This window comes from [Zimmermannella] bifida NBRC 103089 (assembly GCF_001570925.1).
Classification (GTDB): domain Bacteria; phylum Actinomycetota; class Actinomycetes; order Actinomycetales; family Microbacteriaceae; genus Gulosibacter; species Gulosibacter bifidus.
In genome coordinates this window covers 127,535-150,898 of the sequence record NZ_BCSP01000001.1, presented here as the reverse complement: position 1 = coordinate 150,898, position 23,364 = coordinate 127,535, and the positions used below count along the sequence as shown (strand labels likewise).

Annotated in this window: 21 protein-coding genes, 2 tRNA genes and 1 other RNA gene; 12 read left to right on the top strand and 12 right to left on the bottom strand. The window is 61.4% G+C overall.

Features of this window, described 5'->3' with window-relative positions; translation table 11 throughout:
* Window positions 1-53 precede the first annotated feature (53 nt).
* The gene (gene ppgK / locus ZBI01S_RS00695; protein WP_066054893.1) at window positions 54-839 is read left to right on the top strand and encodes a polyphosphate--glucose phosphotransferase; all 786 of its coding nucleotides are present in this window, start codon (window positions 54-56) and stop codon (window positions 837-839) included.
* 108 nt (window positions 840-947) lie between these two features.
* On the opposite strand, the gene rnpB is transcribed toward ppgK, so the two are convergent.
* The 4 genes from rnpB to ZBI01S_RS00675 form a co-directional block, all read right to left on the bottom strand.
* Window positions 948-1,295, bottom strand: an RNA gene (gene rnpB, locus ZBI01S_RS00690) — RNase P RNA component class A.
* 30 nt (window positions 1,296-1,325) lie between these two features.
* The gene (locus ZBI01S_RS00685) at window positions 1,326-1,790 is read right to left on the bottom strand and encodes a reverse transcriptase-like protein (protein ID WP_066054888.1); all 465 of its coding nucleotides are present in this window, start codon (window positions 1,788-1,790) and stop codon (window positions 1,326-1,328) included.
* Entirely contained in the window at window positions 1,787-2,521 is a 735-nt protein-coding gene (locus ZBI01S_RS00680) for a zinc ribbon domain-containing protein (protein WP_066054885.1), read from the bottom strand. Before ZBI01S_RS00680 ends, ZBI01S_RS00685 begins: the two co-directional genes overlap by 4 nt.
* Window positions 2,522-2,605: 84 nt before the next feature.
* Window positions 2,606-3,445 carry a Nif3-like dinuclear metal center hexameric protein gene (locus ZBI01S_RS00675; RefSeq protein ID WP_066054882.1) on the bottom strand — a complete coding sequence of 280 codons (840 nt, stop codon included), beginning with the start codon at window positions 3,443-3,445 and terminating at the stop codon, window positions 2,606-2,608.
* A 37-nt stretch (window positions 3,446-3,482) separates the two neighbouring features.
* Here ZBI01S_RS00675 and ZBI01S_RS00670 point away from each other — a divergent pair, with 37 nt between their 5' ends.
* The 3 genes from ZBI01S_RS00670 to ZBI01S_RS00660 are packed head-to-tail and all read left to right on the top strand — an operon-like array spanning window position 3,483 to window position 5,126.
* Window positions 3,483-3,989, top strand: a complete 507-nt coding sequence (locus ZBI01S_RS00670) for a PH domain-containing protein (protein ID WP_066054879.1) — start codon at window positions 3,483-3,485, stop codon at window positions 3,987-3,989.
* Window positions 3,982-4,524 carry an adenine phosphoribosyltransferase gene (locus ZBI01S_RS00665; RefSeq protein ID WP_066054876.1) on the top strand — a complete coding sequence of 181 codons (543 nt, stop codon included), beginning with the start codon at window positions 3,982-3,984 and terminating at the stop codon, window positions 4,522-4,524. The genes ZBI01S_RS00670 and ZBI01S_RS00665 overlap by 8 nt, the downstream gene beginning before the upstream one ends.
* On the top strand, window positions 4,521-5,126 hold the full coding sequence (locus ZBI01S_RS00660) for a DNA-3-methyladenine glycosylase I (RefSeq protein ID WP_066054873.1): 606 nt from the start codon (window positions 4,521-4,523) through the stop codon (window positions 5,124-5,126). Before ZBI01S_RS00665 ends, ZBI01S_RS00660 begins: the two co-directional genes overlap by 4 nt.
* 357 nt (window positions 5,127-5,483) lie before the next feature.
* Here ZBI01S_RS00660 and ZBI01S_RS00655 read toward each other — a convergent pair.
* Together ZBI01S_RS00655 and ZBI01S_RS00650 are read right to left on the bottom strand one after the other, a co-directional pair.
* Window positions 5,484-5,557, bottom strand: a tRNA-Val gene (locus ZBI01S_RS00655).
* A 127-nt stretch (window positions 5,558-5,684) separates the two neighbouring features.
* On the bottom strand, window positions 5,685-6,164 hold the full coding sequence (locus tag ZBI01S_RS00650) for a redoxin domain-containing protein (RefSeq protein WP_066054870.1): 480 nt from the start codon (window positions 6,162-6,164) through the stop codon (window positions 5,685-5,687).
* 376 nt (window positions 6,165-6,540) lie between these two features.
* Here ZBI01S_RS00650 and aceE point away from each other — a divergent pair, with 376 nt between their 5' ends.
* The 6 genes from aceE (at window position 6,541) to ZBI01S_RS00620 (ending at window position 14,178) form a co-directional block, all read left to right on the top strand.
* Entirely contained in the window at window positions 6,541-9,270 is a 2,730-nt protein-coding gene (gene aceE, locus ZBI01S_RS00645) for a pyruvate dehydrogenase (acetyl-transferring), homodimeric type (protein ID WP_066055588.1), read from the top strand.
* A gap of 15 nt (window positions 9,271-9,285) precedes the next feature.
* The gene (locus tag ZBI01S_RS00640; RefSeq protein WP_066054867.1) at window positions 9,286-10,497 is read left to right on the top strand and encodes a PucR family transcriptional regulator; all 1,212 of its coding nucleotides are present in this window, start codon (window positions 9,286-9,288) and stop codon (window positions 10,495-10,497) included.
* Between the two features lie 97 nt (window positions 10,498-10,594).
* Complete coding sequence (locus ZBI01S_RS00635) at window positions 10,595-11,509, top strand: ACP S-malonyltransferase (RefSeq protein ID WP_066054864.1); 915 nt, start codon at window positions 10,595-10,597, stop codon at window positions 11,507-11,509.
* Between the two features lie 12 nt (window positions 11,510-11,521).
* Window positions 11,522-12,529: a beta-ketoacyl-ACP synthase III gene (locus ZBI01S_RS00630; protein WP_066054861.1), complete on the top strand. Its 1,008-nt coding sequence runs from the start codon at window positions 11,522-11,524 to the stop codon at window positions 12,527-12,529.
* 76 nt (window positions 12,530-12,605) lie between these two features.
* Complete coding sequence (locus ZBI01S_RS00625; protein ID WP_066054858.1) at window positions 12,606-12,854, top strand: acyl carrier protein; 249 nt, start codon at window positions 12,606-12,608, stop codon at window positions 12,852-12,854.
* A 73-nt stretch (window positions 12,855-12,927) separates the two neighbouring features.
* Entirely contained in the window at window positions 12,928-14,178 is a 1,251-nt protein-coding gene (locus ZBI01S_RS00620; protein ID WP_066054855.1) for a beta-ketoacyl-[acyl-carrier-protein] synthase family protein, read from the top strand.
* Between the two features lie 196 nt (window positions 14,179-14,374).
* Here ZBI01S_RS00620 and ZBI01S_RS00615 read toward each other — a convergent pair whose 3' ends face one another.
* Both ZBI01S_RS00615 and glgP read right to left on the bottom strand, forming a co-directional pair.
* Window positions 14,375-14,878 carry a DUF3145 domain-containing protein gene (locus ZBI01S_RS00615; RefSeq protein WP_066054852.1) on the bottom strand — a complete coding sequence of 168 codons (504 nt, stop codon included), beginning with the start codon at window positions 14,876-14,878 and terminating at the stop codon, window positions 14,375-14,377.
* Window positions 14,879-15,108: 230 nt separating this feature from the next.
* Window positions 15,109-17,664, bottom strand: coding sequence for an alpha-glucan family phosphorylase (gene glgP, locus ZBI01S_RS00610; protein WP_306301605.1), 2,556 nt, complete (start codon window positions 17,662-17,664; stop codon window positions 15,109-15,111).
* Window positions 17,665-17,732: 68 nt separating this feature from the next.
* On the opposite strand from glgP, the gene ZBI01S_RS00605 reads away from it, so the two are divergent.
* Window positions 17,733-17,809, top strand: a tRNA-Ile gene (locus ZBI01S_RS00605).
* A gap of 148 nt (window positions 17,810-17,957) precedes the next feature.
* Here ZBI01S_RS00605 and ZBI01S_RS00600 read toward each other — a convergent pair.
* Both ZBI01S_RS00600 and proB read right to left on the bottom strand, forming a co-directional pair.
* Window positions 17,958-19,244, bottom strand: coding sequence for a glutamate-5-semialdehyde dehydrogenase (locus ZBI01S_RS00600; RefSeq protein WP_066054846.1), 1,287 nt, complete (start codon window positions 19,242-19,244; stop codon window positions 17,958-17,960).
* A 105-nt stretch (window positions 19,245-19,349) separates the two neighbouring features.
* Window positions 19,350-20,525 carry a glutamate 5-kinase gene (gene proB, locus ZBI01S_RS00595; protein ID WP_066054843.1) on the bottom strand — a complete coding sequence of 392 codons (1,176 nt, stop codon included), beginning with the start codon at window positions 20,523-20,525 and terminating at the stop codon, window positions 19,350-19,352.
* Window positions 20,526-20,638: 113 nt separating this feature from the next.
* On the opposite strand from proB, the gene ZBI01S_RS00590 reads away from it, so the two are divergent.
* On the top strand, window positions 20,639-20,980 hold the full coding sequence (locus ZBI01S_RS00590) for a thiamine-binding protein (RefSeq protein ID WP_066055584.1): 342 nt from the start codon (window positions 20,639-20,641) through the stop codon (window positions 20,978-20,980).
* A gap of 57 nt (window positions 20,981-21,037) precedes the next feature.
* On the opposite strand, the gene ZBI01S_RS00585 is transcribed toward ZBI01S_RS00590, so the two are convergent.
* Both ZBI01S_RS00585 and ZBI01S_RS00580 read right to left on the bottom strand, forming a co-directional pair.
* Complete coding sequence (locus ZBI01S_RS00585) at window positions 21,038-22,321, bottom strand: glycosyltransferase (RefSeq protein ID WP_083524366.1); 1,284 nt, start codon at window positions 22,319-22,321, stop codon at window positions 21,038-21,040.
* A gap of 121 nt (window positions 22,322-22,442) precedes the next feature.
* Window positions 22,443-23,363: a DMT family transporter gene (locus ZBI01S_RS00580; RefSeq protein WP_066054840.1), complete on the bottom strand. Its 921-nt coding sequence runs from the start codon at window positions 23,361-23,363 to the stop codon at window positions 22,443-22,445.
* Window position 23,364 lies beyond the last annotated feature (1 nt).

Sequence of the window (23,364 nt, the reverse complement as noted above, 5' to 3'; positions counted from 1 at the left end):
ACTATTGCCAGTCTTGCAGCTTGCCGCGCCTGAGAGCACCTACGCTAAGCCACATGACTGCTGAAGCTACGCGTTACGCAATCGGGATCGATATTGGCGGCACCGGCATTAAGGGCGCCGTCGTGAACGTGGCCGACGGCACGCTGGTTGGTGAGCGCTGCAAGGTCAAGACACCCGAGGGCGCTTCGATCACCGAGGTACTCGATGCGGTTGCTACGCTTCGTACGTCGATCTGTTCACAGGCGCTTGATCTACCGCGCTACCTGCCGGTGGGTATCTGCATGCCCTCAGTGATCCGTCACGGCCGTTCCTGCACCGCGGCGAACATTGCGCCCGAGTGGGTTGGGTACGAGGCTGCAACCGGCTTCTCAGAGGCACTTGGACAACGGGTTTCGTTGGTGAATGATGCGGATGCGGCTGGGTACGGTGAGGTGCGCTTCGGTGCGGCACGAGACACCTCCGGCAGCATCTTGGTGATCACGCTCGGTACCGGTATTGGCTCGGCGCTGATCTACAACGGCAAGCTGTTCCCAAACACCGAGCTTGGCCACTTGGAGCTTGACGGGCATCCCGACTTTGAACGAGTTGGTTCAGCCCGCGGGCGCGAAGTTTCGGGCTTGAGCTTTAAGGCTTGGGCCCAAACGCGTCTTACGCCGTACTTCCAGAAGCTTGAGCAGTTGATCTGCCCGGATGCGTTCATCGTCTCGGGTGGCGTCTCTAAACGCCCCGAAACATTTCTGCCGTACATCGACTGCCAGACACCGATCGAAGTTGCGGGACTCACCAACAACGCCGGAATCATTGGCGCAGCGCTGCTCGGTGCTGAAGGCTGGGACTAGCAGCGGCATCGCCCGAAACCGGGCGGCTGAATGTGGGCCTGCCGATGCCGGGCGCATCGGCGCAAAGCGTCGTCGGACTTTGACGGCCAACTGCTTGTAGCAAGTGATTGAGTGGGCCAGCCGATAAGCCGGGTTCTGTCCAAACACTGGGTTTGGGATGACCATCTATCTGGACGATACGTTGCCGCATCGCTCTAGCAGCACACCCGGAAACTCGGCGAGCAGCGTCGACATTTCCTGTTGGCCTTGCTCCGGACGAGGTTTACCGTGCGAGTCGCGTCACCGCGACCCCGGTGGGCTCTTACCCCACCCTTTCACCCTTACCCTTGCGGGCGGTTTGCTTTCTGTGGCACTGTCTCGCGGGTTACCCCGGGTGGGCGTTACCCACCGTCCTGCTCTGTGGAGCCCGGACTTTCCTCGAATCGACAAGCGATCCGCGACCATCTGGCTGGCCCACTCATTCGGCCAAGTTTACTTGACGTCGACCTAGTCGAACAGTGCCGCGCCCGCATCCGTGAGCGGATTTGGCCCGGCGTGTGCTGCCGGGTCGTCCATGGCAGCGTTCGCAGCCGCATCCGCCCGCTTGTTCTCGGCACGCGGTACCCAGGTATAGGTCACCGACGTAGCTGTTGCCGACACTTCACGAGCACGTGCCGCAAGCACCTTCATGTCGGGGTGCTTGATCTTCCAACGACCCGACATTTGCTCGACGACAAGCTTGGAGTCCATGCGAACGTCGATTTCAGCATCCGGGTAGTACTTCAGGATGCGTTCGAGACCGAGTACGAGTCCGGTGTATTCGGCCACGTTGTTGGTGCAGGTGCCGAGCGAGCGGGAGATCGTTTCGAGCACTTCCCCGCTTTCGCCATCGATGATCACGGTGCCGGATCCGGCAGGTCCGGGATTACCCCGCGAGCCGCCGTCTGCTTCAAGGATGAATTTGCGGCTCATACGTCAGACCGGTCGGTACGGATGAGCACGGTGCCGGTGTGCGGACAGAACGTCACATCGTCAGCCGCGAGCGACCGCATCCGCACCATATCGGCCGTTTCGATGACCTCGTTTGATGCCGAGGAAACATTGCCCACAAGCTCGGCCGCGCCGATACCGGTGCGCTTGCGGCGGTCATCGTAGAGCTTTAACAGCTCAGCATCGATACCCGACACGAGCGCTTTCCGGTCATCGCGAAGCGTCTTCGCTTCAATTTGCAGGTTGCGTTTCGCCAGTTCTCGGCGCTCAAGCAAATCGGATGCGAGATCTTCGAGTTCTCGCATTGTGTCGCGAGCAGTCTCGTAGCTGGTGGTCGCGTCTGCCACGGCTGCGGTCAGTGCATCGGCGTCGTCTCGCAGACGAGCTTCGCGACGTTCAAGCGAGTCAATCTCGCGCTGCAACCCAGCGATCACCTTCGTATCGCTCGATGCCAGCATGGTGGCCTCATCGTGTGCCCGGCGTTGACCAGCCTTGACGATGTCGTCCTGCACGCGTGCTAATTGCGTCTGCAGATCCTCGAGCTCACCCAGAGCTGATGCTGCCGCCGCGCGACGCGATCGACGATCCTGCTCGATCGACACCAAGTGTTGCTGTTCTGGCAGGTTGGATGCGAGGTGCTGCAGGCGCGCAAAGCCAGCGTCGATTCGGGCAAGTTCTAGCAGCTTGAGCTGCTCGTTCGGGTGAGCCTTCATAGTGCTAACCCTAGTTGTTTCCGCTGACACGGACGGCACCGGCTCGAAACACACCGGACGGCGGCTGCCCATGAATCCATCGGCCTAGAGCGATTGGGCGCCGATGACAAACGACCACGGGTCAGTGTTGCGGTGCGAAACCGTGACCGTAAGGTCCGGGTGACGTTCCCGCAAACGTGCGGCCAGCCCATCCAGCCACAGCCACTCACTCGCGTAGTGCGCGGTGTCAACGAGCGCTGGTCCTTCGCCAAGCGCGGTGTGTTCGAGCGACTCCGACGCGGGGTGATGGCGCAGATCGCTCGTCAGGTACACATCGGCGCTGCGTACCAGCGGATGCGATAGCAGGCTGTCCCCCGCGCCCGAACAGCAAGCGATGCGTTGCACCTGCCGCTGTGCATCCCCCGCTACCCGGACGCCACCGGCAGTTGCCGGAAACACTTCGGCCACGTGAGCCGCGAAATCGGCGAGCGATACGGGCTCGGGAAGATCCCCCACCAGCCCGATACCGCGCGGTGAGTCCGGTGCCGTGGGCTTGATCGGTGTGCGGTTGCTAGGCCCTTGCGGAATCCCGAGGCGATCAAAGATGACGCCGGTCGGTCCCGTCTCAACGACATCCGCGTTCGTGTGTGCGCTGAACAGCGCGCATCCGCCACGAATCAACCGCGCCAGCAGCGCACCCTTATACGTGTCCTCAGCAATTGTGGTCACGCCGCGAAGCAAGAGTGGATGGTGCGTGAACAGCAGTTGCGCACCAGAATCGACGGCTTCGGCAACGGTCTCGGCCACCGCATCCACGGCCAGCAGCACTCGCGTGACTTCGGCGTTCGGATCGCCGGCAGTAAGGCCGACGGAGTCCCAGGATTCGGCGTCTTGTTCTGGATAGAACTCTTGGAACGTCTGTTGCAATTCGCGCAGGGTCGTCATGACGTCAGCGTAACTGCTGCACGCTAGGGTTAGGCCTATGGCACTACCTAAGCGGCTGCTCGGCGCCGACGAACACATCGTTTTCCACCTTCGCACGCACATCAAGCGCATTCTCGGATGGCTCTTGCTCGGCGTGCTGTTGATTGCAGCAGCGATCGCCGGGTCGATCTTCATGCCCAAGGAAGCACAGCCCATTGGTAACTACATCGTTTGGGGCCTGTGCGTGGTGCTGCTCGTCCCCGTGGTCATTGTCCCCTGGTTGAACTGGCTCACCAACACCTACACGATCACCGATCGCCGCATCATTACCCGCACGGGCATCTTCAACAAGCGCGGGCACGACATTCCGCTGAGCCGGATCTCGAACGTGTCGTATGACCGTTCGCTGGTCGACCGGATGTTCCGTTGCGGCACGCTCATTCTTGAAACGAGTGCCGAGAACCCCGTGCACCTCGATGACATTCCTCGCATCGAACAGGTACACGTTCGCATGACCGAGTTGCTGTTCAATGCTGGCCAGGGCGGAAACCGCACCGATGCCTAAGTGCTCGATTCGCGACGCCCAGGCACTCATTCACCAGATTCCGGACTATCCGGAACCCGGCATCATCTTCCAAGACGTCATGCCAGTGCTGGCGAATGGTGATGCGTTGCAGGCGGTTGTGCGACACCTGATCGAACCGTTTGCGGGCATGTTTGACGTCGTGGCTGGTGTTGAAGCCCGCGGATTCTTGCTTGCCGGCGCTGTGGCCGCGCACACGGGTGTGGGAATGTTGCCGATCCGAAAGGCAGGAAAGCTCCCTCGCCCTGCAGCGAAGGTTCGCTACACCCTCGAATATGGCAGTGCCGCCATCGAGGCGCAGGCCGATATCGCAGCGGGCGCGCGCGTACTCATTCTTGATGATGTGCTTGCTACTGGCGGCACCCTGTCGGCGAGTGAAACGCTCATCAACAAGCTCGGCGCCACCGTTGTTGGCCACGCTGTGCTGCTCGAGATTGTTGAACTCGGTGGCCGAAAGCACCTCACCGCTCCCCTGCACTGCGTATTTCCCGAGCAGGTTTCCGGATACACCGAATGACTCCTGTCGGTGACAAGGTGCGCCCACGCTGGGCAGAAGCAAGCGAACTGCTGCGCGCCTACTACGACACCGAATGGGGCGTGCCGGTCACCGATGAACGTGGTGTGTTTGAACGGTTGACGTTGGAGGCGTTCCAATCCGGATTGAGCTGGTCCACGATCCTCCACAAACGGGATGCGTTCCGACGCGCGTTCGCGGGTTTTGATCCGGATGCGGTCGCGCAGTTCACCAAAGACGACATCGCACGGTGCATGGCCGATGCGTCGATCGTGCGCAACCGGCGCAAGATTCTCGCCACAATCGGGAATGCCCGTGCCAGCGTCGCTGCTCGCGATGCCGTGCCGCTTCACGAATTGGTGTGGCAGCACGTCCCGACGGTGCGTACGGGGTTTACAAATGAGCAGTCGGTCCCGACGCAGTCTCCCGAGTCTGTTGCGCTCTCGCAGACGCTCAAACGGTGGGGGTTTACGTTCGTGGGTCCGGTCACCTGCTACGCGCTGTTCTGTGCCATTGGACTGGTTAATGCGCACCCGGTGGGCACCTGGAGATACGAGACTGTCGAGCAGTTGCAATTGGATGCCCGGCGACACTTCGTTCGCTAAGGCTTCGCCACGTAGTGCCCCTGGCCAGTGGGCCCTGAGGGACTCGACTCCCCATTTGCCATCTCTGCGCACCGCGAGCGGCGCACAGAGCCTCCAGCAACGGGGCCCCACCCAAGGCGGTTCGAGACTCTGCCAGATTCCACGGAAAACGACTAGCGGCCCAGCCAAAAGGCTGGACCGCTAGTCGTATCAGTGGGCCCTGAGGGACTCGACTCCCCCGCCGCTCCTCGCAACGCTGCCCGCAGCGCCGCGAGCCTCCCGCGGCCGGGGCCCCACTAAAGGGTTCTCGTGCTCCACCAAACTCCACAGGAAACGCAATTCGGCCCAGCCAAATGGCTGGACCGAATTCCGTATCAGTGGGCCCTGAGGGACTCGAACCCCCGACCCTCTGGGTGTAAACCAGATGCTCTAACCAACTGAGCTAAAGGCCCTTGCGACTGATTAAGCATAGGTGAACGTTTTTGACCGTGTCAAATCGGCGCGTATCCAAATGATCAATGCCACCAACTTCCGCGTAACTATGCGGAACACGCCCGCATCCCTTCGGCGTGTCGAAACCTAGGTTTGTTGCTGCTCACTGGCCCAATAGACACCCTGCAGGTGGTCGCGCATGGTGCGCTTCTCGCCAGATGCCACCGCAGCCACCCGCATCCGGGTACCGTCAGCACGTATCGCCCAGGAGTGACGCAGTGCTTGTCCGAAACGCTCATCGAATGCACCCAGTCGCTTCGCCAATGCGCCGTGCGGCCAGTGATCCGACAATCCAAGCACCGTCGACGACACACCGAGATCTTGCAACCAGCGCGCCAGCGTTGCCGGCGCGTCACAGGACGCCACCATGATCTGCACGCGCAATGCCGCAGCGCGCGCGGCAAGCTCGCCAAGATCGCAAACCTCTTGTGTGCAGGTTGGCGTGAACGCGGCCGGAATAAACATGACGAGTCGAGCGCCACCCGCGCCCAGCACATCGATCTGATCTCCGCGGTGCGTTCGCACGATCAGTTGCGCAACGTTCTGGGTACCGGGCTGCTCAGTCATAGCGCCATTGTCCACCGCTGGGGTTACATCCACCAGGCAAGTTTGGTGACGCACAGGCAGCGATTGCTCGATCCGGCCCGATACTCATCCCCAACACGCCCAACCACGACAGCTCGCGTGTCGCATCCGCGACGGAAAACCCGCATCCACCACCCCAAATGAACAGGCTTCGTTTCCCTGCTATTTCTAGGATCTTGCTGCGGAAGTGAAATCCCACCGCCGGTGCTGACCGTGCCGCAAACACCTACTCCGACTGCATAAACCCTCATGCAAATTCGCGAATTCGTTGTGCGGTATCGCTAAACTGTTCGAGTGGATTCCAATCCGCCGCTCCGCAGTAGTTGCTCCACGCATGCAAACATTGAAAGAGGTTGCCGTGCCAGTACATCACCAGGACCCGTATTCGGAAGAGTACGTGGACACCGACCCGCAGGAAACTGCGGAGTGGAACGAGTCCCTCGACGCCGTCATTGACGAGCGCGGTCACCAGCGCGGTCGCGAGATCATGCTCTCACTGCTCGAGCACTCGCGCCAGAAACACCTCGGCGTGCCAATGCACCCGGTCACTGACTACATCAACACCATCGCGCCCGAAGACGAGGCTGAGTTTCCCGGCGATGAGCAGCTTGAGCGCACTTACCGCCGCTGGATTCGCTGGAATGCCGCCGTCACGGTGCACAACTCGCAGTCGCCAGACATCTCGGTTGGTGGACACATTTCGTCGTACGCCGCACAATCGGCAATGTACGAAGTCGGTCTCAACCACTTCTTCAAGGGCTACGACCACCCGCAGGGTCCAGACCAGGTGTTCTTCCAGGGCCACGCCTCCCCCGGTAACTATGCGCGTGCATTTCTTGAAGGCCGGGTAACCGAGGACCAGCTGAACGCATTCCGTCAGGAGTCGTCGAAGGCGCCGAATGGCTTGAGCTCGTACCCCCACCCTCGTCTTATGCCCGATTTCTGGCAGTTCCCCACCGTGTCCATGGGCCTTGGCCCTATGAACGCGATCTGGCAGGCACAGTTCAACCAGTACCTCACAAACCGTGGCATCAAGGATGCCTCCGGCTCTCACGTGTGGGCGTTCCTCGGCGACGGCGAGATGGATGAGCCCGAGTCGCGTGGACAGCTTCAGGTTGCGGCACAGTACGGTCTCGACAACCTCACGTTCGTGGTCAATTGCAACCTGCAGCGCCTCGACGGCCCGGTTCGCGGTAACGGCAAGATCATTCAGGAACTCGAGTCGTTCTTCCGCGGTGCCGGCTGGCACGTCATCAAGGTGATCTGGGGCCGCGAATGGGACGACCTGCTCGCCCGCGACTCACACGGCGCGCTGCGCCGCCTGATGAACGAAACCCCCGACGGCGACTTCCAGACTTACAAGGCAGAGTCCGGCAAGTTCGTGCGCGAAAACTTCTTCGCCCGCGACCCCGAAGCGCTCAAGCTCGTCGAGAACTACACCGACGACCAGATTTGGGCACTCAAGCGCGGTGGCCACGACTACCGCAAGCTTTACGCTGCATACAAGGCAGCGATGGAGCACAAGGGACAGCCAACGGTCATCCTGGCGCACACCATTAAGGGCTACGGCCTCGGCACCCGCTTTGAAGGTCGCAACGCCACTCACCAGATGAAGAAGCTGACGCTGCAGGACCTCAAGAACTTCCGCGACGGCATGCAGATTCCGATCTCGGATGCGCAGCTCGAGGGCGATCTCTACAACATTCCGTACTACCGCCCCGAGGCGAACGACCCGGCGCTCGAGTACATGATCGAGCGTCGCCGCGAGCTCGGTGGCCCGGTACCTGAGCGTCGCAGCAAGTACACGCAGATTGACCTGCCGAAGGACAAGACCTACGAGATCGCCAAGCGCGGTTCGGGTACGCAGCAGGTTGCCACCACGATGGGCTTCGTCCGTCTGCTCAAGGACCTCATGCGCGACGGTGAGTTCGGTAGTCGCATCGTGCCGATCATTCCGGATGAGGCGCGTACCTTCGGTCTGGATGCGTTCTTCCCGACCGCAAAGATCTACAACCCGCACGGCCAGAATTACATGGCGGTTGACCGTGAACAGCTCCTTGCTTACCGTGAGGGTGCCCAGGGTCAGCTCATGCACGTGGGTATCAACGAAGCCGGTGCGGTTGCCTCAATGAGTGCCGTCGGTACCTCGTACTCGACCCACGGCGAAGTCATGGTGCCGATCTACATCTTCTACTCGATGTTCGGATTCCAGCGCACCGGTGACGGGTTCTGGGCCGCTGCCGACTCGCTTACCCGCGGGTTCATCATGGGCGCTACCGCTGGCCGCACCACGCTCACCGGTGAGGGCCTCCAGCACATGGACGGCCACTCGCACGTGCTGGCCGCAACCAACCCGGCCATGGTCTGCTACGACCCTGCCTACGTCTACGAGATCGGCCACATCATGCGCGCCGGTATCGAGCGCATGTACGGCGGCAAACACGAAGACCCGAACGTGATGTACTACATCACCATCTACAACGAGCCAATGGTGCAGCCTGCCGAGCCGGAAAACCTCGACGTAGAAGGTGTCGTCAAGGGCATCTACTACGCGAAAGCCCCGACCCGCACCGACGGTCCTGAAGCGCAACTGCTCGCATCCGGTGTTGCTGTGCCGTGGATCATCGAAGCGCAGCGCATTCTCGACGAAGAGTGGGGTGTGCGCGCCCACGTTTGGTCGGTTACCAGCTGGAGCGAACTTCGTCGCGATGGTCTCGCGGCCGAAGAGTACAACTGGACGCACCCGAACGAGACCCCGCGCATCCCGTACCTCACCGACAAGCTGTCGGGCTCGAACGGTGTGTTCCTCGGCGTGAGCGACTTCTCGCACTCACTGCAGGACATGATCCGTCCGTACGTTCCGGGTGACTACGTCACCCTCGGTGCCGACGACTTCGGCTTCTCGGATACCCGTCAGGCTGCCCGTCGTCACTTCAAGATCGACTCGCACTCGATCGTGGTTCGTACGCTGGCTGAACTCGCCAAGCGCGGCGAAGTTGACCGCTCGGTGGTACAGACCGCAATTGATCGCTACGACCTCCACAACGCAGCTGCCGGTACTTCCGGTACTGCCGGTGGCGACGCGTAGGCGGCGCACTAGGACATGACTGCATCGAATTCTGCTGAACGCAGCCGCGAAGTTGCGTGGCTCCGGAGCATGACCGGCGACCTTTCGTCAACCGTCATGCGCCGCATGGAGCAAACCCTGCCGTGGTTTGCCGACATGCCACCGGGCCGTCGCTCGGCCGTTGGCATGGTCGCGCAATCGGGCATTACCGCAATCGTTGACTGGTTCGAACAGGGATCCGAGGCCACTTGGGTCGCACGAGACGTCTTCGACTCGGCACCGCGTGAACTCGTGCGCTCCGTGAGCTTGCAACAGACCCTGCAATTGGTGCAGGTCGTTGTTGAGGTGTTCGAGGAGCGCGTATCCGGTGCCTCCCCCGAGATTCGTGAGGGCGTATTGCGGTATTCGCGCGACATCGCCTTCGCGGCTGCCGAAGTCTACGCGCGTGCTGCCGAAGCTCGGGGGCTGTGGGATGCGCGCCTGGAAGCGTTGGTCGTCGACTCGATCCTCACCGGTGAACACGACGCCGAACTGCCCAGCCGCGTTGCCGCCCTCGGCTGGTCAAGCCACGGCGAAGTCGCGGTCATCGTTGGCACCACCCCCAAGGTGCTCGAAGTTGATCAACTTCGACGGATCGCCCGCCACAACCACACCGATCTGTTGGTCGGTATTCAGGGCAACCGGCTTGTGCTGTTTGTTGGCCGCAACGTCGATGCAGAACACGAGGGAAACAACGAGCACTCGTTCCTCGAGATCACCCGTTGTTTGGAGCACGGGTTCGGCACCGGTCCGCTCATCCTCGGACCGACCGTGCCCTCAGTGGTCGAGGCATCACGCAGCGCACGCGCTGCACTTGCGGCGTTCTCGGTGGCTCACGCCTACCGCAACCTCGAGCGTCCAACGCTCGCCGAAGACCTGCTGCCAGAACGGGCACTTGCCGGTGATCCGCTCGCGCGACAGGCGCTCATCCAGCGGGTCTACATGCCGCTCGCCGATCACCAGTCCGAGCTGCTCAGCACGCTGGGCTGTTATCTCGACAATGGCCGCTCGCTCGAAGCCACCGCACGCGAACTGTTCGTGCATCCCAACACGGTGCGCTACCGCCTCAAGCGCATCACCGAGATCATCGGTTGGGATGCAACCGGGCCGCGCGAGTCGCTGATCCTGCAATGCGCGCTCATCTTGGGGCGTATCGCAGAGCATCACGGCGGCGAGGGCAAGTCGACAGGCAAGTCGGCGAAACGATAGCTCACTCCTGCCAATGGGGGGCACTAGCATGTTGCACGCTCGACTCAGTCCCATTTGGCATCGATAACTCAGAACCGAAGCACATAGAAGCGAAATTATGACCGTATTCACCTTCCCCGGACAGGGCTCGCAAACACCCGGGTTCCTTGCGCCATGGCTCGAAGACGAAACGGCGCGCACCAAGCTCGCCACTATTTCTGACGCCATTGGCTGTGACCTCATCACCCACGGCACCGAATCCGACGCCGAGACAATCCGTGACACGGCAATTGCTCAGCCGCTGATCGTGGCCGCCGGAATACTCACCTGGGATGCATTCGTGGCACGCGGCATGTCGGTGGACAATCTCGCCGTTGCCGGCCACTCTGTTGGTGAAATCACCGCGGCATACGCGGCAGGAATCTTTGACGCGGAAACCGCGATGCGCTTCGTTGCGCAGCGTGCCCAGCTCATGGCTGCCGATGCCGCTGCCGTGACCACGTCGATGTCAGCGGTTCTTGGCGGTGTCGAAGAAGAAGTGATCGCCTACCTTGAGGCACGTGAGATTGTGCCGGCCAACTTCAACGGTGCCGGGCAGATCGTCGCGGCAGGAACTCCCGAGGCCCTCGCAGACCTCAAGGCAAACCCGGCGCCAGGTACGCGCGTGATTCCGCTGAAGGTGGCAGGTGCGTTCCACACGCACTGGATGCAGACAGCTCACGACGCCCTGAACGAACAGATCGATTCGTTCCCGGTTGCCGACCCCAAGCTGCCCATCTACACCAACGCCGACGGCACACGCGTCGAGTCGGGCGAAACTTTCCGCCAGCTGCTCGTGGACCAGGTTTCGCGCCCGGTGCGTTGGAACCGCTGCATGGACGCATTCGCACGCGACGGCCACCGACTGATCGCTGAGGCGACACCAGCAGGTACGCTTACCGGGCTCGCGAAGCGTGCCCTTCCCGAATTTGATCGCATCGCCATCAACGCTCCGGCGGACATCGATGCCCTCATCGACGCAATCGCAGAATAGGAGCGCTGCACGTTGTCTACTTCCGTAACGCTTAACACCGCGACCGGTCCAGCATTCACTCGCATCTACGGCCTCGGTGCCTACCGCGGTGAACATGCCGTGACCAACGAGGACATCGCCGAGCCGATCAACTCGTCTGACGAATGGATTCGTCAGCGCACCGGCATCATCACGCGTGCGCGCGCCGGCGAAGACCAGAACGTGGTCACCATGGGTGTTGCTGCCGGTGCCGATGCCCTGCAGGCCTCCGGTGTGCAGCCGGAACAGATCGGTGCGGTCATTGTCGCCACCGTCACCAACATGATGCAGACGCCAGCCGCGGCAACGCGTATCGCCGATGGTCTGGGCATCAAGGATCCAACCGCGTACGACATTTCGGCAGGTTGCGCTGGCTATTGCTACGCCATTGCCCAGGCGGATGCGCTGATTCGCGCTGGTATCGCCGAGTACGTACTCGTAGTTGGTTCCGAAAAGCTCTCGGACTTCATCGATCCAACGGACCGAAGCATCTCGTTCCTACTCGGTGACGGAGCCGGTGCCACCGTGGTTGGCCCATCGGACACCCCCGGAATCTCGCGCTCGGTAATCGGCTCAGACGGTTCCAAATGGGATGCGGTCTCGATGAGCGGTGAGCTGCACAAGCACCGTCTCGGTCTCGAGCCGTTCCCGACGCTGCGTCAGGACGGCAAGGCGGTATTCCGCTGGGCCGTATGGGAAATGGCCAAGGTCGCCCGCGAAGCCCTTGAAGTTGCCGGAATCACTGCCGACCAACTCGCTGCGTTCATCCCACACCAGGCGAACATGCGCATCATCGATGAGTTCGCAAAGCAGCTCGGTGTGCCCGAATCGGTCATCATTGCCCGCGACATTCAGGACACCGGGAACACCTCAGGCGCCTCGGTACCGCTGGCCACGCATCGCTTGCTGCAAGAGCACCCTGAGGTTCGCGGCGGATACGCGCTGCAAATCGGTTTTGGTGCCGGATTGGCATATGCTGCCCAGGTTGTTCGCCTGCCCTAGTGGCAGCGTTGACACCGAACACCACACACAAACTCCCTGACCATCCACTACGACCCCCACAAAATAAGGAGAAATCATGGCACTCACCAACGAAGAAATCCTGGCTGGCCTGGCCGAGCTCGTTAATGAAGAAACCGGTATCGCGGCTGACACCGTAACCGCCGACAAGTCGTTCACCGACGACCTCGACATCGACTCGATCTCGATGATGACCATCGTTGTTAACGCAGAATCGAAGTTCGACGTAGAGATCCCGGACTCAGAGGTCGAGAACCTCAAGACCGTTCAGGACGCAGTTAGCTTCATCGCTGCTGCCCAGGCCTAGTACGCATCGCGTGTGGGCTACGTCAAGTCGGCGTAGCCCACACGACCCCTGTTTTGATTAGGAAGCCACGCGCATGACCAAAAAAATCGTAATCACCGGAGTTGGCGCATTCAGCCCGCTCGGTCCAAATGCTGCCGCAACCTGGGAAGCATTGCTCCGGGGCGAATCCGGTGCACGTGACCTTCCGGAAGACATCTGCAAATACGACGTAGAGATCCCGGTCAACTTCGCCGCCACGGTGAAGGAACCCGCCAGCGACCACCTTGAGCGTGTCGCGGCAAAGCGACTTGACCCCTCCAGCCAGTACGCGCTGCTTGCCGGCCGTGAAGCATTCGCAAATGCGGGGCTCGAAGTGGGTAGCGTGGCACCAGAACGACTCATGGTCGACTGGGCTACCGGTATTGGCGGCGTTTGGACGCTGCTGGATGCGTGGGACACGCTCCGTGACCGCGGCGCGCGTCGTGTCCTCCCCCTTACCGTTCCCATGCTCATGCCAAACGGCCCTGCCGCAGCAATCGGCATGGATCTGGAAGCCCGCGGCGGAATCCGTTCCGCGGTGTCGGCCTGTGCCTCGAGTACCGAGTCGATCATCAACGCTTACGATCACCTGCAGGCAGGCCTTGCCGATGTGATCATTGCCGGTGGCTCAGAAGCCGCCGTGCACCCGCTGCCCATCGCCGCATTCGCTTCCATGCAGGCGCTCTCGCGAAAGAACGACGACCCGGCAACCGCATCCCGCCCGTACGACGTCAACCGTGACGGCTTCGTACTCGGTGAGGGTGCTGCCGCGCTCGTGCTGGAGACCGAAGAACACGCGCTGGCCCGCGGCGCCACGATCATTGCCGAAGTTGCCGGTGGCGGCGTCACCTCTGACGCCTACCACATCACCGCGCCTGACCCCAACGGTGCTGGTGCCATCCGCGCCATGGAAGCTGCCCTGCAGCAGGCGGGCGCCACGCCGGACGAGGTCGTGCACATCAATGCGCACGCCACTTCGACGCCGGTCGGCGACATTGCTGAAGCCACCGCGTTCGCCAACTTCTTTGGCGAACGTGCCCGGGAGATCCCGGTTTCGGCCACCAAGGCCTCGACCGGTCACCTGCTCGGTGGCGCTGGGGCAATCGAAGCCATGTTCACCGCGCTGGCCCTGCAGCAGAACCTGCTGCCACCAACGATCAACGTTGACGAAATGGACCCTGAGATCAACCTCGACGTGGTGCTTGAGCCGCGTAAGGTCGACATCCCGGTCGGAGGCCTCGCGATTTCAACCTCGTTCGGTTTCGGCGGACACAACGCCGTCGTTGCGCTGCGTAAGTACGCGTAACCACCACACACAACGAAACGGCGGGAACGTCTGGCTACAGGCCAGCGTTCCCGCCGTTTTACGTTTCGGCGTGATCGCCTACTGGAGGGAAGCGATCGCCACCACGCGGTGTGGGTCAGCTACCAAGCTCGTGGGCGCGAAGCTACGCACGAGACGATGTGCATAAGCTCGCGTGGTGGCCCAGCGCGGTCAGCGTTTAGCCGACGCGGTGCATCCACACGACGGAAGTGTCGCCACCGTCAGCACGGAATGGTTCGAGTTCCTCATCCCACGCCTGGCCCAGTGCGAGCTGCAGTTCACGGTGGAGTTCCGTTGCGTTGCCGCCGGCAAGTTCCATGGCGTAACGGATGCGGTCTTCGGGTACGACCATGTTGCCGGCCGCATCCATCTGTGCGTAGAAGATGCCAAGGCCTGGCGTGTGCATCCAGCGGCCGCCGTCGGTGCCTTCGCTGGCGTCCTCGGTCACTTCGAAGCGCAGGTGTTCCCACCCACGCAATTGGGATGCGATAGCCGCGGCGGTGCCAGCGGTTCCTCGCCAGGTGTAGGTTGCGCGGACGCTGCCCCGGATAACGGGCTGGCTCGTCCATTGCAGGTTCACCGGCTCGCCAAGAGCGCGACCGATCCCCCACTCCACGTGCTGACAGAGCGCACGAGGAGCAGAGTGTACGTAAAGTACTCCCTGCGTGGTGTTTGCAGCCATGTTTCCTCCAGATTTCACGGGTTGGTACGTCTTCCCCTACGACCATTCGTGAATGAGGCTTGGCTGCCCTACGGTATTCGACTGTCGTCAGGAATTATGCCCGATGTTAGCTATGAACCACAAGCATGTGATTCAACCTGGCGGCGTGTTAACGGGAAGTGGCCCCCACACCGATGTGTGAGGGCCACTTCGTACCGTTTCAACGACTACTTGGCTGGTGACGGTCGAGGCTAGGCGTACCGAACTAGGCCGAGCTCGGCTGGCGAGCGGAGCATTTCGTGCGCCGGCACTACCCGAACCGTAAAGCCGTAGTCACCTGGTGCATCCACAACGGTGGCAACTTCGTAATTGCCGTCGCTGGTCGGGGTCATGTTGACCACAGTCGGTGCAATAAGTTCACCATCAGCGCCACGTCGTCCGTAGACGCCCTGTACGGCGACGTCACTGCTCATGAGCGCACCCAGGTCGACCGTGGCCTGCAGTCGGCTTGCGCTGCCCGCCGCGGTGGCAGCTTCACCGGCCGAAGCCGACAGCACGCGTACGCCGTCCCAATTCTCGGCGATGCGAACCTTCCACTGCGCGAATGCGCGCGTACGCTCACGGTCGGCCGCCATGCGTGCGCTGCGGCCTGCCGGCAGGTACAGCTCGGTGCAGTAGTCGCGCACCATGCGTTCTGCACTCATCCGAGCACCAATTTGCGACATCGAGTTACGGACCTTTGCAATCCACTCCTGCGGTACGCCGTCTTCGTCACGGTCGTAGAACATTGGTACCACTTCGTGTTCGAGCATGTCGTAGAGCGCCTGAGCTTCCCAACGGTCGCGCTGGCTGTCGTCGCCGTGCGGCGCGGTTGGAATCGTCCAGCCGATCTCATCGTCGGCAACTTCATCCCACCAGCCGTCAGAAATCGACAGCGTCAGGCCCCCGTTCATGACGGCTTTCATTCCCGAAGTACCCGATGCTTCCTGCGGACGAACCGGGTTGTTCAACCAAATGTCCGAACCGGCAACGAGGAACTTGCCCATCGAGATGTTGTAGTCGGGGATGAACACGATGCGGTCACGCACGCCGGCTTCATCAGCGAAGCGCACGAGTTCCTGCAGGAGCTGCTTACCGCCCATGTCAGCCGGGTGTGCCTTGCCGGCGATGACAAACTGCACCGGGCGTTCTTCGTTCAGCAGAATGGCGCGCAGGCGGTCTGGCTGCTGCAGCATCAGCGTCAGTCGCTTGTAGGTGGAGACGCGACGCGCGAAACCAACGGTCAGGGCGTTTGGATCCAAGATGTTCTTGGTCCAGCCAAGTTCGGCTTCTTGGGCGCCGCGTTCCTGCCACGAGTCCGAAACCAGCCCTCGTGCACGAGTCACGAGCTCGGTGCGCAGTTCGTTACGCACGTTCCACAGTTCTGCCGCGGTGACCGCATCGGTGTGCTTCCACGCTTCGACCGTCGCAAGTTCTTCACCACCGGCCAGCGCATTGACGAGTGGCTTGATCGGACCGCGCGTCCAAGTTGGGGTGTGGACACCGTTCGTGATCGAGGTGATCGGCACCTCAGGCTCGTCGAAGTTCGGGTAGAGCCCCTTAAACATGCCGCGCGATACGGCACCGTGAAGCTTTGCTACACCGTTTGCGTACTGGGCCAGACGCAGGCCAAGGTGCGCCATGTTGAAGCGCGACGGGTCATCTTCGCGGCCAAGCTGCATGACTTCGTGAACTGGTACGCCCGGGGTAAGTCGCGAGGTGCCGTCGTCGCCTCCTTGCAGGTAGCGCTCCACCATGTGGTTCTCGAAGCGGTCGATTCCGGCGGGAACTGGCGTGTGGGTGGTGAAGAGGGTGGATGCGCGCACCGTTGCGAGTGCGGTTGCCCAGTCTTCGCCCTCGCCAATCATCTGACCGATACGTTCGATACCGAGGAAGCCGGCGTGGCCTTCGTTCATGTGGTAGACGTCTGGACGGGCTGCTCCGTTGATGTCGCAGTAGCGCTGCACCGCACGGACACCGCCCACACCGAGCACGAGTTCCTGCTTGATGCGGTGCTCGACGTCGCCACCGTAGAGCCGGTCGGTGATGCTGCGGAAGTCTTCTGGGTTCGACTCGAGGTTGGTGTCGAGCAGCAGCAGCGTGACGCGGCCGATGGCGGCCTTCCAGACGCGGATGTTCGCGATACGGTCGCCCGGGAAGAGCACCGAAACTTCGAGGTGGTTGCCCTGTTCATCAAGGACCGGTGCCACCGCAAGGGTCTCCGGTGCGTGCGACTCGTAGATTTCCTGCTGCCAGCCTTCGGCCGATAGCGACTGGCTGAAGTAGCCAAACGTGTAGAGCATGCCAATGCCCACCAGTGGCACGCCAAGGTCGGAAGCCGACTTCAGGTGGTCACCGGCCAGGACGCCAAGACCGCCCGAGTAGATCGGCAGCGACTGGTGCACGCCGAACTCCATCGAGAAGTAGGCAATCGAGGTGGCTGCGTCTTCGGTTTCGGCGGTCGTCTTCGAGAACCAGAGGTCCTTGGTCAGGTATTCGTGGAGGTCTGCCACTTCCTGGTTCATCCACAGCAGGAATGACTCGTCGTTTGCGAGCTCGTTCATACGGCTTGCCGGAAGCTGCTGCAGCATCATGATCGGGTTGTGACCCGTCTTGCTCCACAGCGCCGGATCCATTGACCGGAAGAGATTGTGCGCCTGCTCGCGCCACGACCAGCGAAGGTTCATGGCGAGGTCTCGAAGCGGCTGCAACGATTCGGGGAGGACAGGGAGGACGTGGAATGAGTCAAATGCCTTCACGTCTGTCACGATACAGATGCGAGTAAACACAAACCCAAGTTTTATACCGCCATTTTGCAGGTAGCATTGCATTCTCTGGGGCGGTAGCTCAGCCGGTTAGAGCAGCGGACTCATAATCCGTCGGTCACGGGTTCAAGCCCCGTCCGCCCCACCAGTTTCGTAACCACTCACGTTGGCGCAGGGGCGCGCAACGCTCAATCGCGTCGCGGGGTTCAAGCCCCGTCCGCCCCACCAGCGCAGCACAACAGGGCCACCCGAACATGACGGATGGCCCTGTTGCACGGTTGTTTTTGTTAACTGCCCTACGGGCGCACGTGCCCGTCGCCGATCACGATCCACTTGGTCGTCGTCAGCTCTGCAAGACCCATCGGTCCACGCGCGTGGAGCTTCTGTGTCGAGATACCCAACTCAGCGCCCAGCCCAAACATGCCACCATCTGTGAAACGTGACGATGCGTTAACCGCAACGACGGCCGCATCCACCTGATCGGTGAACTTCTGCATTGCGCGCACATCCTGAGTCAAGATCACTTCTGTGTGCCCGGACGTGTACTGCTGAATGTGTGCCACGGCGTCGTCCACAGAATCTACGACCTTGACCGCCAAATCAAGCGACAGGTACTCGGTTAGCCAATCCGCTTCGGTTGCGGCAACCACACCGGCAGATTCACCGAAAATCGCCCGCGCGCGGTCGCAAGCGTGCAGCGTTACATCGTGGGCCTGCAGCGCTGCCGCGACCTTGGGGAGGAACTCCCCCGCAACCGCTTCGTGCACCAGCAGCGTTTCTGCCGCGTTGCAGACGCCAATACGCTGCGTCTTCGCGTTGACGAGGATCTCGCTGGCATCAGCCAGGTCGGCGGTCTTGTCCACGAAGATGTGCACATTACCGGTGCCCGTCTCGATCACGGGCACGAGCGACTCGGTCACCACGGTCGAAATCAGCGAGGCCCCACCGCGCGGCACGAGCACGTCGATGTAACCACGTGCCCGCATGAGCGCGACCGCACCCTCGCGACCGAATGCATCCACAGTCTGTACCAGGTCGGGCGAGAAACCAGCTGCCGTAATCGCCTCACCAATGACGGCGATGATTCGCTCGTTCGAGTTCATTGCTGCCGAGCCACCGCGCAACAGCACGGCGTTGCCCGATTTCAGCGCAAGGGTCGCGGCATCGACCGTGACGTTCGGACGAGCCTCGTAAATCATGGCGACAACACCCATCGGCACGCGTACCTGGCTGAGCTTCATGCCGTTGGCAAGCGTGCTGCCGCGCACAACCTCACCTACCGGGTCGGGCAGCGATGCGACCTCCCGCACCGCTGCGGCAATGGCGGCGACGCGCCCCGTTTCGAGCTTGAGGCGGTCAAGCAGCCCCTGCGCCATGCCGGATTCGCGACCGCGTTCCATGTCGATGGCGTTGGCCGCGATGATTGCCGAAGCGTTGGCATCGAGGGCATCAGCGATTCCCAGCAGTAGGTCGTTCTTAACCGAGCTCGATGCGGTGGCAAGCTGTCGGGATGCGAGTTTTGCGCGGGTGGCAAGCTCACGCACGCCGTCGTGCGCGGTTGTCGATGCGGCAGTTTCCGTCATGATGTTTAGCTACTCCTCACGGGCATTGCGGCCCGAGTTGAATGTCGATGCACCGGTTTCGTGTGGCGCTGCCAGTGCGTTAGTTAACGATAGAAGCGGATGCGGTTAGTCCGCTACCGGCAGGCCGTTGCCGGTAATGACGTCGGTCACGGTTGGGCTCACGATGGTCATGTCGTCGCGGTGAACAACCGAACGCACATAGTCTTCGCCGAGTTCCTTGCGCATGTCGTCGGTCGAGCGGCCGAGCATTTGCGGCAATTCCGTCGAGGCGTATCCGACAATGCCATGCGCGATCATGTCTAGCGACTCCGACACGATCTCGACCGGGTCGCCTGCGGCAAACTCGCCACGAACCTCGCGAATGCCGGCGGCGAGCAGTGATGCACCCCGTTCACGTAGCGCGCGCTCCGCACCGGAGTCGACGATCAGTCGACCGGTCATCTGCGCTGCGTGCTCCAGCCACACCTTGCGTCGGCTCGTTCGGTTGCTCGAAGGCACGAACCAGGTACCGACGTCTTCACCACGTAGGGCCGCGCCAATGTTGCCGGTGGTGGTGAGCATCGTGGGGATGCCCGTAACCATGGCCATCTCAGCCGACTGCAGTTTCGTGATCATGCCACCGGTGCCAAACGCCGAACCGCGCCCGGTGACTTCCACGCCTTGAATATCGCGCAGGTCGTGAACTACCGGAATGCGTTCCGCTCCCGGCGTGGTTGGTGGCGCCGTGTACAGGCCATTGACGTCCGTCAGCAAGACCATGGCGTCGGCACGCACGAGCTGCGCTACGAGTGCGGCAAGCCGGTCATTGTCGCCAAAACGGAACTCACTGGTGGCAAGCGCATCGTTTTCGTTGACGATCGGCACCGCACCGAGTTCGAGCATCCGTTCAAAGGCCTGTACCACGTGTCGATACCGGTGACGACGCACGGTGTCGGCTGCGGTGAGCAGAATCTGCCCGGCCGTAAGGTCGTACGCGCGGAACGCATCCGTGTAGGTCGCCATCAGCGACGATTGACCGACAGCGGCCGCAGCCTGAGCCGTTGCGAGATCGTTTGGGCGCTTGGCCAACCCGAGCGGCACGAATCCAGCGGCAACCGCACCCGAAGAAACCAGGACGATCTGTTTGCCGCGCAAGACCTCCTCGGCGAGCACGTCGACCAGCTTTCGCAGCGCCGGAATATTCAATCGTCCATCCGGTCGAGTTAGTGACGATGACCCGATCTTGACGACAATACGATGCGCCTGGGCCAACTGTGCTCGTTCACGAATGGGTGAATTCATACGTCCTATCTTGCCGTGAATTGATCCAATTGAATGACATTCAGCCTATCGACCGCGCCGTTCAAACCGACACCAAAGTTGGGCGGATGCGCCACGCGCGGCAAACTATGTGCATGATTGCCGCAATTTCGATCGCACCATCTGGCCCCGCATCCGACCCAACCGTCACCCCTGACGCGCCTGGCTCCTACACGAACGCCGTGGCGGCAATGGTCAAGGTGATTCGCGCGAGCGGTCTGCCGAATGAGACCAGTGCGATGTTCACCTCAATCGAGGGCGAATGGGATGAGGTCATGGCCGTCGTCAAGGCAGCCTGCGATGAGGCGGGCCGGTTCGGGAACCGGGTCTCACTCGTGTTGAAGGCCGATATTCGCCAGGATGCGGCCGGCAACGAGATGCAGGGCAAGGTCGACCGCGTTGAGCGCGCGATTGTTGCCAGCAGCGAAAGCAACTAACCACCGCTGAACACGGGTGTGCAGGCCGAATCATCGGTCACCACACCCGTGCTGCAGCTATTCACCGTCTTGGGCGTTAGATTCTGGCTTGCGGATGATCGGCAGTGCGCCGGTCACCGGTTCAACGACGTCATCGAGGGAATGGTCCTGCTCGTTCCAGGAGTCCTTACCCACCGATACCGGGTCTTCTCCGTAATAGAGGCGCTCGAACAGTTCCATCGTGCGGTCGATGTCGTGCACCTGCACCATTTCGAGTCCGCGACGACCAAACTGCTCACGTTCTTCACGCGGCATCTCGAGCATGGTGCGTAGTGCCGTAGCGCATCCACCGACATCGCCCGGTTCGAATAGGAAGCCGTTCTCACCTTCGTGCACGAGGTGCGGTAGCGCCATTGCGTTCGCCGCGACCACTGGAAGACCCGATGCCATCGCTTCCATAGTGGCGATGGACTGAAGCTCGGCAATTGACGCAATCGCAAAAATCGTGGCGTCGCTGTAGATCTTGCGAAGCTCCTGGTCGGTCACATAACCGTGGAACAGGACGCGATCGTCGATACCGAGTTCGCGCGACAGTTTCTGCAGGTTTTCTTTCTGATCGCCGCCACCAACGATTTCCAAGCGCAGATCCGGCACATTGTTCAACTGCTGGAAAGCGCGCATCAGCACATCGATTTGTTTCTCGCCCGTGACGCGGCCAACAAACAGGATGCTGCGAGGCGTCTTTGGTTCAAAACGCGGGGTGTAGTCAGTGGTGCGCAGACCGCACGAGATTGCGAGGACTCCCTCGAGTTGGCCGTTTTCCTCCAAGAAGTTCGCGGCGCGACGCGTGGGCGTGGTCAACGCTTCGGTTTCAGCGAAGGTCTTGTGCGCATCGTGCCACCAGATCTTGGCGGCGATGTTCTGCAAGAAGTTCGGCAACAGCGTGTGGTCGCCCATGTTTTCAAGCATCAGGTGGTTGGTGCCGATGATGCGAATGCCGCGCCCGGCACCCTCGCGGACGGCGGCGCGACCTAGCACCACGGCCGACTGGTAGTGGATGACGTCGGGCTGTACTTCATCGAGCACTCGACGCATGTGGTGGCGTGCGCGCCACGGCTTCACGTACCGCAGCCAGTCGTGCGGGTAGTACCGGTCACTCGGCAAACGGTGCACCGTGATCTGCTGGCCGTCGTATTCTTCGGTCCAGGTGCCGTGACGTCGCGATGCCGCCGGTGCCACCACGTGGACATCGTGACCGCGCGCGGCCATGCCACTTGCGAGGTTCACGGTGAACGTTGCCGCACCATTCACATTCGGTGGGAAAGTATCGGCGGCAATGAGCAGGCGAAGCGGCTTGGTCATGAAGGTCTTCTGTCTGTTTCGAGGTCAAAGTGCGGGGCGAATTGCGCGGCGATCGGATCCGAAACGCAATCTCACGTGAGTGTGCACGTGCGGTTTGTCGCCATGTTACCGGGATGAATCGCTACTGAGACTTGTTTACCGCGTGTCTGCGCGCGGCAGTCACTTCTTCATCCGATGTGTGGAGCTGAAGTACGACGACTCCCGCAACCGCAATAGCACCGAAGATGACAAACAGTGCAAATGTCAGTGGCGACGCGCCCACTGTCTCGTTCAACAGCACAACACCGATCGCCACGGCGACGAGCGGATCGATCACCGTAAGCCCGGCAATCACCATATCGGTGGAACCGCTCGCATAGGCGGACTGCACCATATATCCACCCGCTAGCAGGGACAACACCATACCAATGGCGCAGGCGTACAAGATCGGGCCAATCTCTCCGCTCTGGAATCGTGCCAACACGATTCTGGCGAGCGTTGCGACAAACCCGTACAGCACACCACCGATCACGATGTACATGAATCCCCGCCAGCGGGTGCGCCGAAGCAAACCGAAAGCGATCGCCGCGAGCACGAGCGTCACGGCGAGGACAATCAGCACATTGATGGTTTCTCGGTCACCAACCGGGCCCTGATTCGCCGCGAATGCGGCCACAGTCACGAATGCCGCGACACCGAGTACACACAGCAACACGGCAGTGATCTTGCCCGCACGCATCCGCATCTTTGTCTGCCATGCAGTGAGCAGCGTCGTGACAACCAGTGACACGACACCCAGTGGCTGCACGACAACCAGGGGCGAGAACATCAGCGCAAACAGCTGCATGCCGATGGCCAAACCAATAAGCAAGGTGCCAATCAGCCAGCTGGGATTTCGCAGCATCGCGAGCAGCGCGGCTCCGCCGAGCCCCTCAGATTCACTGTCTCTCCCAGTTGCTTGGGCGTCCCCATTGGCTTGCGAGACCCCGCGATGCTGCAAGTAAGCGCTGAGCGACATGAGCACGGCGCCAACGAGCGCGATGGGAATCCCGAGATAGTGCACG